Source organism: Chryseobacterium sp. YIM B08800, assembly GCF_026163565.1.
Lineage (GTDB): Bacteria > Bacteroidota > Bacteroidia > Flavobacteriales > Weeksellaceae > Chryseobacterium.
In genome coordinates, this window is record NZ_JAPDKN010000011.1 from 169,664 (window position 1) to 185,335 (window position 15,672).

The 15,672-nt window shown below is 34.3% G+C and carries 13 protein-coding genes; 8 read left to right on the forward strand and 5 right to left on the reverse strand.

Features of this window, described 5'->3' with window-relative positions; all coding sequences use genetic code 11:
- Window positions 1–24 precede the first annotated feature (24 nt).
- Window positions 25–2,307, reverse strand: a complete 2,283-nt coding sequence (locus OEW74_RS05900) for an outer membrane beta-barrel family protein (protein WP_265427602.1) — start codon at window positions 2,305–2,307, stop codon at window positions 25–27.
- 281 nt (window positions 2,308–2,588) lie between these two features.
- Here OEW74_RS05900 and OEW74_RS05905 point away from each other — a divergent pair, with 281 nt between their 5' ends.
- Window positions 2,589–4,349, forward strand: coding sequence for a hypothetical protein (locus OEW74_RS05905; protein WP_265427603.1), 1,761 nt, complete (start codon window positions 2,589–2,591; stop codon window positions 4,347–4,349).
- Between the two features lie 50 nt (window positions 4,350–4,399).
- On the opposite strand, the gene OEW74_RS05910 is transcribed toward OEW74_RS05905, so the two are convergent.
- From OEW74_RS05910 to recJ, 3 genes are all read right to left on the reverse strand, one after another.
- A complete protein-coding gene (locus OEW74_RS05910; RefSeq protein WP_265427604.1) occupies window positions 4,400–4,738 on the reverse strand; it encodes a DUF3817 domain-containing protein in 339 nt (112 codons plus the stop codon).
- A gap of 85 nt (window positions 4,739–4,823) precedes the next feature.
- Window positions 4,824–5,408 carry a nicotinate (nicotinamide) nucleotide adenylyltransferase gene (nadD, locus tag OEW74_RS05915; protein ID WP_265427605.1) on the reverse strand — a complete coding sequence of 195 codons (585 nt, stop codon included), beginning with the start codon at window positions 5,406–5,408 and terminating at the stop codon, window positions 4,824–4,826.
- 124 nt (window positions 5,409–5,532) lie between these two features.
- Entirely contained in the window at window positions 5,533–7,245 is a 1,713-nt protein-coding gene (recJ, locus tag OEW74_RS05920; RefSeq protein ID WP_265427606.1) for a single-stranded-DNA-specific exonuclease RecJ, read from the reverse strand.
- A 215-nt stretch (window positions 7,246–7,460) separates the two neighbouring features.
- Here recJ and OEW74_RS05925 point away from each other — a divergent pair, with 215 nt between their 5' ends.
- The 3 genes from OEW74_RS05925 (at window position 7,461) to OEW74_RS05935 (ending at window position 9,923) form a co-directional block, all read left to right on the forward strand.
- The gene (locus tag OEW74_RS05925; RefSeq protein WP_265427607.1) at window positions 7,461–8,171 is read left to right on the forward strand and encodes a ferritin-like domain-containing protein; all 711 of its coding nucleotides are present in this window, start codon (window positions 7,461–7,463) and stop codon (window positions 8,169–8,171) included.
- Between the two features lie 19 nt (window positions 8,172–8,190).
- Window positions 8,191–9,006, forward strand: a complete 816-nt coding sequence (locus OEW74_RS05930) for a ferritin-like domain-containing protein (RefSeq protein ID WP_265427608.1) — start codon at window positions 8,191–8,193, stop codon at window positions 9,004–9,006.
- 101 nt (window positions 9,007–9,107) lie between these two features.
- The gene (locus tag OEW74_RS05935) at window positions 9,108–9,923 is read left to right on the forward strand and encodes a M48 family metallopeptidase (RefSeq protein WP_265427609.1); all 816 of its coding nucleotides are present in this window, start codon (window positions 9,108–9,110) and stop codon (window positions 9,921–9,923) included.
- 77 nt (window positions 9,924–10,000) lie between these two features.
- Here the strand turns inward: OEW74_RS05935 and OEW74_RS05940 are convergent, their stop codons facing one another.
- Window positions 10,001–11,623, reverse strand: coding sequence for an ABC-F family ATP-binding cassette domain-containing protein (locus OEW74_RS05940; protein WP_265427610.1), 1,623 nt, complete (start codon window positions 11,621–11,623; stop codon window positions 10,001–10,003).
- Window positions 11,624–11,741: 118 nt separating this feature from the next.
- Between OEW74_RS05940 and smpB the strand changes: the two genes are divergently transcribed.
- From smpB to OEW74_RS05960, 4 genes are all read left to right on the forward strand, one after another.
- On the forward strand, window positions 11,742–12,200 hold the full coding sequence (gene smpB / locus OEW74_RS05945) for an SsrA-binding protein SmpB (RefSeq protein WP_265427611.1): 459 nt from the start codon (window positions 11,742–11,744) through the stop codon (window positions 12,198–12,200).
- A gap of 77 nt (window positions 12,201–12,277) precedes the next feature.
- Window positions 12,278–13,768 (forward strand): OmpA family protein, encoded by a 1,491-nt coding sequence (locus OEW74_RS05950; RefSeq protein ID WP_265427612.1) that lies wholly within the window; start codon window positions 12,278–12,280, stop codon window positions 13,766–13,768.
- A 93-nt stretch (window positions 13,769–13,861) separates the two neighbouring features.
- Window positions 13,862–14,602, forward strand: coding sequence for a YebC/PmpR family DNA-binding transcriptional regulator (locus OEW74_RS05955; RefSeq protein WP_265427613.1), 741 nt, complete (start codon window positions 13,862–13,864; stop codon window positions 14,600–14,602).
- A 244-nt stretch (window positions 14,603–14,846) separates the two neighbouring features.
- Window positions 14,847–15,671 (forward strand): UDP-2,3-diacylglucosamine diphosphatase, encoded by an 825-nt coding sequence (locus tag OEW74_RS05960; RefSeq protein WP_265427614.1) that lies wholly within the window; start codon window positions 14,847–14,849, stop codon window positions 15,669–15,671.
- The last annotated feature ends 1 nt before the right edge of the window (window position 15,672 follow it).

Genomic DNA, 15,672 nt, shown 5'->3' on the forward strand with positions numbered 1-15,672 from the left:
AATAAAATATATGAAGATTGAATGTTAACGTGTTCTGCTTTTGATTGCGTCTGATGCGCCTTCGATGTCTCTTACTTTTTTCACTTTTTGGTTTCCGAAGTTATAAGTGATACTAAATGTTCCACCTCTTCTGAATTGGTCGTTTCTTACATAGTTGTAATTTCCGTTGGCTTGATAATCTTCAATTTCTACGATGTTTGTTCTTAAAACATCATTTAGATTTAAAGCAAAAGTCCAGTCGTTCCAGTTTTTCTTGATGCTTAAATCTAAACTCATTAAGTTTTTCAGCATTCCCAGTTCAATTTGCTGTTTGTCTACGAAGAAATAATTAACTCCCAAAAACCATGTTTTCTTTTTGTCTAAACGAATCGTGTTATTGGTTTGGATAAGGATACTTGTTGATTTGATATTATTACTGTACACAATTTCTTTTCCATCTTTATCAAGAAAAATATCTCCGTTGGTAGGATCTACAGCTAAAGAGCCATTGTTGACATTGTGCTGTACTCCCACGTTGAAATTCATCGTTAGATATTGTTTGAAGAAAGTTTTTTGAATTCCCACCATCGCAGACATTTCCTGTTTATCACCAAAATTTGTTCTTATGTAACGAAGTACATTCTGCTCGCTAATTGTACCATCCATAGATTTTGCATACCCTTGTAGCGGAACTTGGGTAATGACATCCTTAAAGTAAGAGTGATTTAAAATCAAGAAATAAGAACTTTTGTACATGTACGTTAATTCTTGATTATACGTTGACGAAGCTTTTACAAAAGGGTTGTTTTGGGTATAATTGTTTTCGGTAAGAATATTTCTTACGGGATTCAGCTCCCAGAAACTTGGTCTTCTCATTCTGCTTGAAAATGCGTAAGAAATGTTATTTTTATCATTGATCGCATAATTAACGCTCAGATACGGAAGTAAATTATTATAATTTCTTTCAATCTTTCTGTATTCCTCGGTAGCATTATCTGAAGTTCCCAAGCTGTTGGTAATTTCGTATCGGGTACCAATTTTTCCGGAAAGTTTATCAGAGAATTTCTTTTCTAATGTTAAATAGGCGCCATAAATATTTTCATCATAAATGAAGTGATTAGGATTATGCTCTTCTGCTTTTAATGGAGGTATTGGGTTTTCCCTGTACGTGTCATTCTTTGTGTCGTTATCAGTTTTTGTTTTATTAAAATTACCACCAACAGCTATTGTAAAATCATTCTTAAACTTCTGGATATAATCTACAGTACTGGAAAAATTATTGATGATTTGTGGCAGATTCTGAATAATGGTCTGGTTTGGGTTCAATTGTGTGTTATTTCCTGCATAATCTGCGAAAAAAGTTTTGTTGTCGGTAAACTGAAATCTTTTATAATTTAGATAAGCTGCATTTACATTTAATTTACTTCCCAATGAATCGGTTTTTAATTCATAATTTAAGTTAACCGAATTATTGTAAGAACGAGCATCTTCTTTGTTTCTAGAGTTGGTATAATTAGTCTTAAAAGATTGTGTGTTTTCATCAAATGCACGGATGGTATTAAATAAATTAACCGTAGAATTATAACTTTTATTGGCACTTGAGTTCCATGATAATGCTAAATTACTTTTTTCTGTCAATTGATAATCAAAATTCAGATAACCACCAATATATTGATTCGGATCATCAATGTTTCCTGTAGATTCGTTAGAAGATAGATCATTTCCGTTTCTCAGAACATAATGTTGAGCATCAATATTGTTTCCACCATACAAATTGGCACTGATTCCTAATTTATCTTTTCTGTAGTTGGCTGAAAAACTTGCAGAGCTTCCGTTGTATTTGTTTTGAGAATTAGACATTCTCATGTTTCCATTCAGACCGTCGCTCATTTTCTTTTTAAGAATGATATTGATAATTCCATCTGAAGCTTCTACCTGAAACTCACTTCCGGGAACAGTAATTACTTCAATTTTCTGAATGTTTTCTGCGGGAGTATTTTTTAAAAACTGAGTTACAGATTCAGCATCCATATTGGTTTTTCTACCGTTGATGTAGATTAGGGCATTATTTTTTCCTGCAATTTTTAATGTTTTATCATCTGTTGTAGAAAGTAGGGGAGTCTGTCTCAATAGATCGAAAGTTGTATTTCCTTTTGCTACAGGCGATGCCGCTACGTCGTATACAAAACGGTCGCTTTGTTTTTTGAAAACCTGCTTTTTCAATACAACTTCTTCTATTTTTTGAGTTTTTACTGAATCCGTTTTTTTTTCTTGGGCAAAAGTAAATCCGCTAAAGAAAAGTGCTGCGATGAATATTTGAGTTTTCATAATTATATTTTTTAGTTTAGATGCTTGTATCTATTATTATTTTACATTGCAAAGATATATAATAAATTTAGTATCATGCAATACAAAGTAGTGTAAATGTTTTTAAATAAAATTTAACTCACTGATTTACAGGTCTTAAATTTTGAAATTTAAATTTCGTAATGTTTAATTGTTTATATAATTAGACAACTAAATCATGAATTTTGTTACAATTAAATTTAAAAATATTTAAATTCACTTTTTTTTGATTAATTTAGATTGAACAAAAAAATTAATAACTTATGACAAAAATCTATTCTTTATTCCTTATTCTTGCACTTCTTATTTCGTGCAAAAGCGACTCTTTTATTGAGCTAGACAACCCGGAAAATCCGGCGACCGATTTTAATTTTGGGAACAATACTCAGAGAAGTTTTCATGGTATCGTACTTTCTACAGATGGAAATCCGGTTTCTGGTGCAACAATAACCATTGGTTCTGCAACAGCGCAAACAAATTCTAAAGGTATCTTCGTAATCAAAAATGCAGACGTGAAAGAAAACTTTGCCTATGTAAAAGCTACCAAAGCGGGTTTTGTAAATGGGTTTCGTACAATGGTTCCTACCAATGGAAGTAACAAGATTAATATTATGATGATTCCTGCAACCAATACCTCTACGATTTCTTCAGGTGCAACGGCAACGGTTTCTTTACCAAATGGGACAAAAGTAAAATTTGACGGCAGTTTCAAAGATGCAAACGGAAATGTTTATAGCGGAAATGTAAACGTTGCGATGTTTCATCTAAAACCCTCAGATCAATATCTTAATGAATTGATGCCGGGTTCTTTTCTTGCCAATAATTCTAATGGAAACTCAAGAATTATGGAAACTTACGGAATGCTTCATGTGCAATTAACGGGAGCTTCAGGGCAAAATCTTCAGATTGCCAATGGGCATACTGCAGAGATGACTGTGGCTATTGATCCAACTCAAATATCGACGTCTACTGCAACAATTCCGTTATGGTCTTTTAACGAAACTACAGGTATTTGGCAAGAAGAAGGTTCTGCAACAAAAGTTGGAAATACCTATGTAGGAAATGTAAGTCATTTCTCATGGTGGAATTGTGATGCACAGTTTCCTGTAGCTACTCTGAAAGTAAATGTTAAAAATCCTGCAGGACAGCCCCTAAGTAATGTACAGGTTTACATAAGAAGACTCGGGCAAACTTATGACGTATACGGAAATACTGATGCAAATGGGTTGGCTTCAGGATTGATTCCGGCAAATGAAACAGTGATGGTAAGAATTTACAACAATTGTGGAACTCTTATACACAATGTTAATGTTGGTCCTTTTAGCGCAGGTACGATAAATACAATTCCGGATATTGTACTGGCTTCTGTTCCTAATTATGAAATCAAAGGCGTGTTAAAAACGTGTAGTGGAGCTAATGTTACAGATGGAGTAGTTTATTTGAAATATGTGGGAGCAACAAATTATTTTCAAACAATATCTGCAGTAACTACTAATGGTAATTTCTCGTTTAACGTAGTGGGATGTAATAATAATCAACAATTTAATCTTGAAGGAATAGATATTACCAATGCACAGGAAAGTGGCAATATTGCTTTTACAGGAATAAGCCCGGTGACAAATCTTGGAAACATTACCACTTGCGGAACGATTTCTGAGTTTGTTAATTATCAGATCGATAATCAGGCTGTTCAGGCATGTGTTAATGGCTTTTCAGCAAATTTAGATGCTGCTTATTTAGGTATCATGCATAATCAGTTACCGGTTGGAACAAGCCCATACTTTAATCTTCAAGCTAACGGTATAACTTCAGTAGGAACTTATACTTCAGGTTTTACAGTTTTTAATGGACCAAACGCTCCAATTCCTGCAGCAGGAAATAATCTGACTCTTCAGATAAGCCAGTTTGGAACTGTAAATAATTATATTGATTTTACAATAAACGGAACTTATTCGGATAATGTAAATGGAGTACCAGTAACCAGAACTTTATCTGTCACAGGTCATGTGAAAAGAGATTTTTAAATAATTTAAAATAAATTTATAACAGAAAAGGACTTGAAAAAGTCCTTTTTTTATTCTCTGTCGAAACGTGCTAGTTTTTTGTCAATCCAAATTGTGGCAAAAGGAAAAAAAGCGGCGATGAGTGCAAAGACAGAATCTTCATCATCCCATTCGTATATTTTTCTTGTAGAAGGAATAAACAGTAGATAAAGCGTAAAAAAGAATCCGTGAATACTTCCAATTGTACTGATGTACACAATCGGTAAAATTCCTTCAGGATCAACCCTAATCCAAATCATTGCGGTAAAAAGGAAAAACCAAGAAATTGCTTCAGCCAAACAGATTTGCTTAAACCACTTGATGACTTTTTCCTGACCATATTTTGCGAAAAAATTTTCGAGAAATTCCATTATATATAATTTTGCCTAACTTCTAACTTCTAACTTCTAACTTCTAACTTCTAACTTCTAACTTCTAACTTCTAACTTCTAACTTCTACTTATAAAAACTACTTCCATCCAAATATTCAAAAACTTCTGGCGGAAGCATCGGTCTTACGTTTTTACCCTGCTTTATCATATTACGAATTTCGGTAGCAGACAATTCAATAACTGGTGCTTTTACAAGCGAAATATTTTCATGATTGGTGTATTCATGATCTTTTTTATTTCCTTCAAAAACTCTTGGATAAACAATAATGTGATGATTTTTGATCAATAGATCAGCATTTTTCCATTTATGTAAACTTCCCAGATTATCTTCACCCATAATTAAGCTAAAAGAATAATCCGGATGTTTTTCTTTCAGATAGGTTAAAGTATCGATAGTATAACTTGGTGTAGGAAGAGAAAACTCGATATTTGAAGCTCGCATATCCGGATAATTTTTGATGGCAAGTTCTACCATATCGAGCCTGTTGTGATCGTTCAGAAGCGACTTTTTTTCTTTAAAAGGGTTTTGCGGGCTCACCACAAACCACAATTCGTTCATATCCGAATTTTCAAGAATATAATTCGCCAATATCAAATGCCCAATATGAATTGGGTTAAATGATCCGAAAAATAAGCCGATTTTTTTCATTATTTCAGGGCTTTTTGGTACAGGAATAAATATCTGTTACAAGATCTATAGATTTCCGCCAAACAATTAATTCCTTATAATTTCCCATATGTTTTTCTAATCCCTAAAGCCTAACTCCTAAAACCTAATCTAGAAATTTCACATCCTTAATATTCAAGCAATGCGTTACATTTCCTTTCCAGTGATTTTCTTCTAATGTAAAAGCAATATCGAAATTCTTAGTTCTGAAATCATCTGCAAATTGCCCCAGTTTAAAACCAATACATTCTATATTTCTTCCGGTAGATTCTTGTTTGATGTAAAACTTCAGGTGATTATTATCTTTCCCCATCGTTTTTAAGTAACCGGAAATTTTCTGATTTCTTAGAACCAAATTAGGCTTCATATTGTGAGGTCCGAAAGGAGCTAATTTTCTGTGGAAATTGATAAAATCTCGGTTAATTTCATCAATGTTTACATCAGCATCTATGGTAATTGACGGTTCTTTTTGATGGTCTTTTATTTTTTCACCAACAATTCTTTCAAATTTAATTTTGAAATCCTCAAACTTCGATTTTTCCATAGAAAGACCTGCTGCAGCGTGATGTCCTCCGAACTTTAGGAAATATTCTGAGCATAAATCTAATGCTTCATGTACATCGAAATCTGAAACAGATCTTGCCGAAGCTACCATCTCACCATTATTTCCGTCTGTGAAAACCAATGTAGGTTTATAGTAAGTTTCGGTAAGTCTTGAAGCAACAATTCCTATAACCCCTTTATTCCATTCAGGATGGTAAACAATGGTTGAAAACTTTGTTTGTTGTTGCGATTCTATGATTTGGTTAAGCGCTGAAAGGGTAGAGTTCATGTCGAGTTCACGCCTTTCATCGTTAAGATTCATGATGTCGCTTACGATTTGGTGAGCGTGTTTCAGGTTGTCTGAAACCATCAATTCTACGGCTGCTTTTCCTTGGGAAATTCTTCCGGCAGCGTTAATTTTTGGTGCAATTTCAAAAACAATATTTGAAATTTCAAAATGAGAAAGTTTATCTTCCGGAATCAAAAGTCTCAGACCCATGTTTCGGGTTTTTCTGAGCATTTTAAGTCCCATTTTTGCTAAAACTCTGTTTTCCCCCGTCATCGAAACAATATCTGCAGCAATAGAAATTGCCAGAAGATCTGTTAGTTCAAACAGTTCCGATTCAGGAATTTTATAAATAGTATTCAGACCTTGGCACAGTTTAAAACCTACGCCACATCCTGAAAGTTCTTTAAAAGGATACCTACAGTCAACCCTTTTTGGATCTAAAACCGCTGTTGCATCGGGGATTTCATCTCCGGGTAAGTGGTGATCACAGATAATAAATTCGATGTCTTTGGTTTTGGCATAATTAATCATGTCAATCGCCTTAATTCCGCAATCTAATGCGATAATAAGCGAAAAGCCATTTTCCTTTGCAAAATCAATTCCTTCGGTAGAAATTCCGTATCCTTCAGAATTACGATCTGGAATATAATAGTCTAAATATTTTTTTTGAACAATTTTTCTGAGATAAAGATACATCAGCGCAACCGCAGTGGTTCCGTCTACGTCATAATCTCCGTAAATCATAATTTTTTCACCATTTTCTATAGCTGTTGCAATGCGTTCTACTGCTTTTTGCATATCTGCCATCAGAAAAGGGCTGTGAATATCTGTTACGTTAGGTTTGAAAAATTCTCTCGCCTTTTGATAATTGTCGATTCCTCTGAGAACTAATAGTTTGGATTCAAAAGTTCCAAAACCAAGCGACGAACTCAATCCATCTACAATTTCTTCATCAGGTTCGGGTTTATAAATCCATTTTTGGCTCATGTCACAAAAATAGGTAAAATTTATTTTAAAAGCTATTGAAATGTCTGCTCAAATTCAAATTCATTCTTCTTTTTATGTTAAGTTATTTTTAATATAAATGATGATTTGTAATTAAGTTTTTAATGAATTTTATTTTTTTTTACCATTTAGCAAAACCGAAGCGTTGAGAGTCTCGTAAGTAATTTTAAATACTAAACCCATTTAAAAATTATATTATGAAAAAACCAATTCAAGTTTCTAACCAGGGAGCAACTCTGGATACCGGCAGAAGAAACTTTCTAAAACTGAGCGGCATTGGTATTGCCGTTGCCGGCCTTACTTTGATAGGCTGCGATGACGACGATTTCGAATACATGGAACCAAGCAAAATATTTGATTTAGGAACAGGTGATGTAGGGGTTCTCAATTATGCGTATGCTCTTGAACAGTTAGAAGCAGATTTTTACACCAAAGTCGTTAATAATTTCTATTCCGGTATTTCAAATGCTGAAAAAGAAGTACTTACGGATCTTTATCACCATGAAGTTATCCACCGAGATTTTTTCAAAGCTGCTATTTCCGGAGCAACGAATAATGTTTTACCCACTTTAGAATTTCAATATCCTAATGTAAATTTTAATGATAGAAGCTCAGTTTTGGCTACTGCAAAAGCATTAGAAGATACTGGTGTTGCAGCATATAATGCGGCCGGAAAATATATTACCAATCCTGCTTATTTGGTAATTGCCGGAAAAATTGTTTCTGTAGAAGCAAGGCATGCTTCCGCGATTCGAGATTTAATCAATCCGGGAACTGCAGCGTTTTCAGGAGATGATGTCATCAATTCAAACGGACTGGATGTTGCTAAAGAACCAAAAGATGTGGTAATGGCAGCCGGAGGATTTATAAAAACTCCATTCACTTGGAAAGAACAAGGTATCAACTAATCAAATTAAATCTATTATTATGAATATTCTTAAATTACTAGATAAGCTTTCAGACGATTCTTTTTTTACAAGACAAACGTCTAGATCAGGTTCGCTTTCAGATATTTCAGCATTTGGAAAGAAAGCCGCAGTTGCAGCTTTGCCATTAGGTTTAGCAGGTTTAATGACCACAACCGCAAAAGCGGAAACTTTTAACGACAATGTTCCCGGAACAGCGATGAAAAGTGCTTTAACAGATGCACTTCAATTAGCATTAACACTGGAATATTTAGAAGATGAATATTACAGAATAGGTCTCAACACCGGAACTTTAATTCCTACAGCAGACCGTACTGTTTTTATGCAGATTTCTAAACATGAAGCAGCTCACGTTGCATTTTTAAAAGCAACATTAACTTCTTTAGGAGAAACACCGGGAGCAAAACCTACCTTCGATTTTACAGCCGGAGGAAATTTTACACCATTTACCAATTACCAACAGTTTTTGATTTTGGCGCAAGCTTTTGAAGACACAGGAGTAAGAGCTTATAAAGGACAAGCTGGAAATGTGATGTCTAACAAGGCGGTTCTTCAAGCTGCTTTACAAATTCATTCTGTAGAAGCGAGACATGCTTCTCAGGTGCGAAGAATGCGTGCTAATAAAGGTTGGATAGAATTGGCAAACGGAGGAAGTATGCCTCCTGCAACCAATGCTGTTTATGCAGGAGAAGATGTGACTGTACAAGCTGGATTTAATACTGCAACTGCTTTTGGAGCTGCGGCCGGATCTGCAGCTTATGATGAGGTTCTTAGCGGTTCAGATGCTGCAACAATTGCAGGTCTGTTTATTGTATAAATAATTTCTTTTTTAATATTAAAAATCCTTTTTCGGTATCTCTCCGGAAAAGGATTTTATTTTGATGAAAAGTATTATCTTCACGGTACAAATTATTTAATATGAAAAAAATCTTCATTTCGGCACTTTTGATAAGTGCTTTCTCTGGTGTTCAGGCTCAGAAAATTAATCTTGGAAAAGCGGCGGGTGTTGTATCTAAAGGAGCTTCAGCTTTATCTTTTTCAAATGCAGATGCCATAAAACTATCTAAAGAATCTGTTGATTATATGGATAAGAATAATCCAATCGCAGGCCCAAAAGATCCTTATACGGTAAGGCTGAATAAACTTTTTGGAAAACATAAATCTCAGGATGGTTTAAACCTGAATTATAAAGTTTATAAAGTGAAAGACATCAATGCATTTGCTTGCGCAGATGGAAGTGTACGTGTTTTTTCTTCTTTAATGGATATTATGACAGATGATGAATTATTGGCTGTAATTGGTCATGAAATTGGTCATGTTAAAAATCAAGATACCAAAGATGCTATTAAGTCGGCTTATCTGAAAGCTGCAGCTTTAGACGCTGCTTCATCGGCCTCAAATACAGTTGCTACCTTAAATGAAAGTCAGGTTGGGAAAATGGCAAATGAATTTTTGGATGCTTCTCACAGTAAAAAACAAGAATCTCAAGCCGATACGTATTCTTACGATTTTATGAAAGCAAATAATTATAATGTTGTTGGAGCTTACACAGCATTCAAAAAATTAGCTTTATTATCTGAAGGAGGAACGGCTCAGTCAGTATTTCAGAAAATGTTTAATTCGCATCCGGACAGCAATAAAAGAGCAGAAGCTGTGAAAAAGCGTGCTGAAAAAGACGGATTATGGAAAGATCCGGGAACAGTAACTTTGCCTAAAACAAAATTAACGAAATAATTGTCAACCAAATATTACAAAAAAAATCCTCAAAATTAATTGAGGATTTTTTTATGGAGTTTAATATTCTTCTAAAATTAAGAATACATTTTTTCTCTTAGTTCTTTGATCTTTTTATCAGCAAGATATTCGTCGTAAGTCATTTCTCTGTCGATGATTCCGTTTGGAGTCAATTCGATGATTCTGTTACAGACAGTTGAAAGCATTTCGTGGTCATGAGATGCTAATAAAAGATTTCCTTTAAAGTTAGACAATGAGTTGTTCAAAGTTGTAATACTTTCAAGGTCTAAGTGGTTGGTAGGTTCGTCTAATAAAAGAACGTTTGCTTTCTGAAGCATCATTCTACTAAACATACATCTCATTTTTTCACCTCCTGAAAGTACTTTACAAGATTTTAAAGCTTCATCACCAGAGAAAAGCATTCTCCCTAAGAATCCTCTCATGAATTCTTCGTGACGCTCTTCGTCATTTTTGGTAAATTGTCTCAACCAGTCAACCAAGTTGATATCTTCCTTGAAGAATTCTGTGTTGTCTAAAGGCATGTGAGATTGATTGGTAGTAACTCCCCAAGCAAAAGTACCTTTGTCTTGTTGGGTATTTCCTGCTAAAATTTCGAAAAATTCTGTAATTGCTAAAGAGTTTTTAGATAAAACAGCAACTTTATCTCCTTTTTTAAGATTTAAATCGATGTTAGAGAACAATAATTCTCCATCTTTCGTTTTTTCAAGACCTTTTACATCTAAAATCTGATCACCAACTTCTCTTTCCATTTCAAAAATAATCGCTGGATATCTTCTAGAAGATGGCTTAATATCGTCGATGTTTAATTTATCGATCATTTTCTTTCTTGCAGTTGCCTGTTTAGCTTTTGCAACGTTTGAACTAAATCTCGCGATGAAATCCTGAAGTTCTTTCTTCTTTTCTTCCGCTTTTTTGTTAGCCTGAGCTCTTTGTCTCGTCGCTAACTGAGACGCTTGGTACCAGAAAGAGTAGTTACCTGTGTAAAGGTTTAATTTAGCATAATCTAAATCTCCGATGTGTGTACAAACGGTATCTAAGAAGTGACGGTCGTGAGAAACCACAATTACCGTATTTTCATAATCGGCAAGGAAATCTTCTAACCAAGAAATTGTTTCAATATCCAGGTCATTCGTAGGCTCATCTAAGATCAATACATCAGGATTTCCGAAAAGCGCCTGAGCCAAAAGAACTTTTACTTTGTCTTTATTTTCTAGCTCGCTCATCATTTGCCAGTGCATATCGTCTTTGATACCAACGTTTGAAAGCATAGTTTGTGCGTCAGATTCAGAGTTCCATCCACCCATTTCATCATAGACAACACCTAGTTCACCAGCTTTAATTCCGTCTTCGTCAGAGAAGTCTTCCTTTGCATAAAGGGCATCCATCTCCTCTTTTATTTCAAATAATTTTTTGTTACCTCTTAAAACCGCTTCAAGTACCGTATATTGATCGTAAGCAAAGTGATCCTGCTCAAGAACAGACATTCTTTTTCCAGGTTCCAAAGATACATGTCCTGTTGTTGGGTCTTGTTTTCCTGTTAATATTTTAAGGAATGTAGACTTTCCTGCACCATTTGCTCCGATGATTCCGTAGCAGTTTCCTTTGGTAAACATTATGTTTACCTCGTCAAAAAGAACTCTTTTCCCGAATTGTAAAGATAAATTAGATACTGTTAACATATAGTTTTGTAAATTTGGCGCAAAATTACGAAAAGAATTTGGGTAAATTATAATAATGTAATACTCAAGTTTTTATATGAAAGCAAATTTTGTATATTTAATAACAAAATTTAATATAATGAAGATCGAAAAAACAGTCAGGATACTCAATAAAAGGGCTAGATTTGAATATGAAATTCTCGAAGAAATAGAGGCGGGAATGGTATTGACGGGAACCGAAATTAAATCTTTACGCTCCTCTAAAGCTTCTATTACAGAAGCTTTTTGCCAGTTTATTGATGGTGAATTGTATATCATTAATATGATGATCGATGAATATAAATTAGGTACTTTTTATAATCATAAAACAAAAAGGGAACGAAAGTTGCTCTTGCACAAACGAGAATTGTTAAAATTTGAAAAAAAACTTAAGGATGCAGGGAATACAATAGTTCCGTTGAAACTTTATATTAATGATGGAGGGAGGGCTAAAATTCTTATTGCGCTGGGAAGGGGTAAAAAACTCTTCGATAAAAGAGAGGCGATAAAAGATAGAGAAAACAAAAGAAACCTCGACAGAATATTAAAGAAAAGTTAAAAATCATCCTGAAAACTTTGTTTATAAAGAAAAATTATATTTATTTTGCAATATCAATTATTTAATCATTTAATTCTATGAAAAATCTAAAATTAGGAATTTCAGCATTGGCGCTTACGGTTGCCTCTACTGTTTTCGCTCAGACTACCAACAATCCGTGGATGATCGGAGTTGGTGCTCATGCGGAAAACCATACAGCACAGCGTAATAATTTCAGTAATACGTTTTCTGCTACTAATTTGACGAAGAATATGTTCAATATGAACAATTTTTCTATTACACCACCACTTTCTAAGTTAACAGTTGCTAGAAATATTGGTAAAGGTTTAGTTATTGACTGGCAAACTTCTGTTGGAAATGTTGAGAACAAAAGACTTAACATGGGTAAAGAGTTTATGTTAATGACTGGTCTTGGTTTCCAAGCTAAAGCTGCTGGTTTAATTTGGAACGAAGAGTCTTGGTTTGACCCTTACTTGAGAGTAGGAGCAAACTATTTAAGACATGATTATACTGCTCTTACTTTCCCAAGACAAACTTTCATCAACGGAAATCCTGCGGAAATGACTCAAAATGGAGAAGATGGTATGGAAATGGGTAAAGCAAACCACTTTACTGTATCTACAGGTGCAGGTGTTAACTTCTGGTTAACTAAGAACTTCGGTTTGGGTGTACAAGGTGATTATGTTTCTACTCCAGGTGATAAAGCTAACTATGCTAACTTTTGGCAAGCTTCTGCTTCTTTGAACTTTAGATTCGGAAACAGAGACAGAGATAAGGATGGTATCTTAGATAAAGACGATTTATGTCCAGATACGCCAGGTTTACCAGAATTCCAAGGATGTCCTGATACAGACGGTGATGGAGTTCCAGATAAAGACGATCAATGTCCAGACGTAGCTGGTCCAGTTGAAAACAATGGTTGTCCTTGGCCAGACACAGATGGTGATGGTATTATCGACAAAGATGATGCTTGTCCTACAGTTGCAGGTCCTGCAGAAAACAACGGATGCCCTTGGCCAGATACAGACGGTGATGGTATCTTAGATAAAGATGATGCATGTCCTACAGTTCCTGGTGTTCCAGAATTTAACGGATGTCCTCCTCCACCACAACCAAAAGTTGAAGATAAAATTACAGAAGAGTTTAGAGATCTATTATTTGATTTCAACAAAGCTACTATCAGACCTCAATCTAATGGTAAATTAGATCAAGCTGCTAGAATTATCAAAGAAGAAGGTGCAAACCAAAACTTTGTAATTGTTGGTATGACTGACAAAAAAGGTAGTGATGTTTATAACTTGAACTTATCTAGACAAAGAGCTGCTGCTGTAGTTGCTGCTTTAGAAGCTAGAGGTGTTAACCCAGCTGTATTGAAATCAATCGGTATTGGTGAGCAAGAAGCTCAAGTTCCTGAAACTGCTACTGATGCTGAAAGACAAGCTGATAGAAAGGTTGTTGTAAGAGCAATCTCTGGAGGTTCAGAGTGGGAGTCTTACAAAAAATCTGACTTACCAGTTAAAAAAGCTCCAGCTAAGAAAAAAGCTCCAGCTAAGAAAAAGAAAAAATAATTAATTTTTCTAAATAATAAATACCTCCAGGTTTCTGGGGGTATTTTTTTTATTGTTGATTTTGAGTAATTTTGTCAAAATTTAAATTATAAAATGGGAAGAGCATTTGAATATAGAAAAGCCTCAAAAATGGCTCGTTGGGATAAAATGGCCAAGACTTTTTCTAAAATAGGTAAAGACATTGCTTTAGCAGTAAAAGCCGGAGGTACAGATCCTGAAGCCAATCCTGCATTGAGAAGATGCATCCAAAATGCAAAGGGTGCCAATATGCCGAAAGATAACGTTGAAAGAGCTATCAAAAAGGCTAGCGGTGCAGATGCAGAAAACTACGAAGAAATTACTTATGAAGGTTATGGACAAGGTGGTGTTGCATTTTTTGTAGAATGTACTACGAATAATACAACAAGAACTGTTGCCAATGTAAGAGCAATCTTCAATAAGTTTGATGGTAACCTTGGAAAGAATGGTGAACTAGCTTTTATCTTCGACAGAAAAGGGATTTTTACAATCGATTTAGCTAAAGTTACAATGGATTGGGATGATTTTGAAATGGAAATGATTGATGGTGGCGCAGAAGATGTAGAAAAAGATGAAGAGGAAGTAATGATTACAACTGCTTTTGAAGATTTCGGTTCTCTATCTCACAAATTAGATGAGCTTAAAATAGAAGCTAAAAGCGCAGAACTACAGAGAATTCCGAATAATACAAAAGAGGTTTCTTTGGATCAGTTTAAAGCAAATATGAAAATGCTTGATCGTTTTGAAGAAGATGATGATGTACAAAACGTATATCATAATATGGAAATAACAGACGAACTTTTAGAGTCTTTATAGAAAAAACTGCTGTTTGTAGCAAAATAATATCTCTTGCCACGAATACATGAATGTAAAATTTGTGTATTCGTGGCGATTTTTAATATAATTTAACAACAAAAATAATATAGCATTCATATATAGTTCATTTTCAATTAGTTTCTTTGCATAAGAATCAATTGTGAAATCGCCATCCTTGGTAAATATAAATACTAATTGATATGGCGATCACTTTTGATCATTTAGTAAGATAAATATCTGCAATTTGAAAAGAAACGTTGAACTTGTTATCATTTCGGATGTACATTTGGGAACTTACGGATGTAAGGCCAAAGAACTTCTTCGGTATCTGAATTCTATTCAACCGAAAACATTAGTTTTAAATGGTGATATCATTGATATTTGGCAGTTTAAAAAATCTTACTTTCCTAAGCCTCATTTGAAAGTGATCAAAAAGATCATTTCATTCGCTACAAAAAATACAGATGTCTATTATATTACCGGTAATCATGATGAAATGTTCAGAAAGTTTACCGATTTCGAATTGGGTAAGCTCAAAGTTTGCAACAAACTTTGCTTGGAAATTAATAATAAAAAAACATGGATCTTTCATGGCGATGTTTTTGATGCATCAGTTCAACATTCAAAATGGATCGCCAAACTTGGCGGTAAAGGCTATGATCTTTTAATTGTTATCAATAATGTTGTGAATTGGTTTTTAGAAAAAATGGGTAGAGAAAAATATTCATTTTCCAAAAAAATTAAGAACAATGTAAAGAAGGCGGTAAAGTACATTGGTGATTTTGAATTAACAGCTTCCGAACTTGCTATTGATAATGGATATGATTATGTAGTTTGCGGGCATATTCATCAGCCTCAAATGCGGGAAGTTTCCAATAAAAAAGGATCGTGTACTTATCTCAATTCAGGAGATTGGATCGAAAATTTATCTGCTCTCGAATTTAATCAGAACGAATGGACAATCTTTCATTATGAAGATCATAAACATTTGCTGAAAGATGATGAATCTGAGGAAATTCAGGATATCAACAATTCAGATCTTTTGAAAATTGTAACTCAATTTACGTAGA

Coding starts and splice junctions, on each gene's coding strand:
- OEW74_RS05900 (WP_265427602.1), bottom strand. CDS start 2,307: ATGAAAACTCAAATATTCATCGCAGCACTTTTCTTTAGCGGATTTACT.
- OEW74_RS05905 (WP_265427603.1), top strand. CDS start 2,589: ATGACAAAAATCTATTCTTTATTCCTTATTCTTGCACTTCTTATTTCG.
- OEW74_RS05910 (WP_265427604.1), bottom strand. CDS start 4,738: ATGGAATTTCTCGAAAATTTTTTCGCAAAATATGGTCAGGAAAAAGTC.
- nadD (WP_265427605.1), bottom strand. CDS start 5,408: ATGAAAAAAATCGGCTTATTTTTCGGATCATTTAACCCAATTCATATT.
- recJ (WP_265427606.1), bottom strand. CDS start 7,245: ATGAGCCAAAAATGGATTTATAAACCCGAACCTGATGAAGAAATTGTA.
- OEW74_RS05925 (WP_265427607.1), top strand. CDS start 7,461: ATGAAAAAACCAATTCAAGTTTCTAACCAGGGAGCAACTCTGGATACC.
- OEW74_RS05930 (WP_265427608.1), top strand. CDS start 8,191: ATGAATATTCTTAAATTACTAGATAAGCTTTCAGACGATTCTTTTTTT.
- OEW74_RS05935 (WP_265427609.1), top strand. CDS start 9,108: ATGAAAAAAATCTTCATTTCGGCACTTTTGATAAGTGCTTTCTCTGGT.
- OEW74_RS05940 (WP_265427610.1), bottom strand. CDS start 11,623: ATGTTAACAGTATCTAATTTATCTTTACAATTCGGGAAAAGAGTTCTT.
- smpB (WP_265427611.1), top strand. CDS start 11,742: ATGAAGATCGAAAAAACAGTCAGGATACTCAATAAAAGGGCTAGATTT.
- OEW74_RS05950 (WP_265427612.1), top strand. CDS start 12,278: ATGAAAAATCTAAAATTAGGAATTTCAGCATTGGCGCTTACGGTTGCC.
- OEW74_RS05955 (WP_265427613.1), top strand. CDS start 13,862: ATGGGAAGAGCATTTGAATATAGAAAAGCCTCAAAAATGGCTCGTTGG.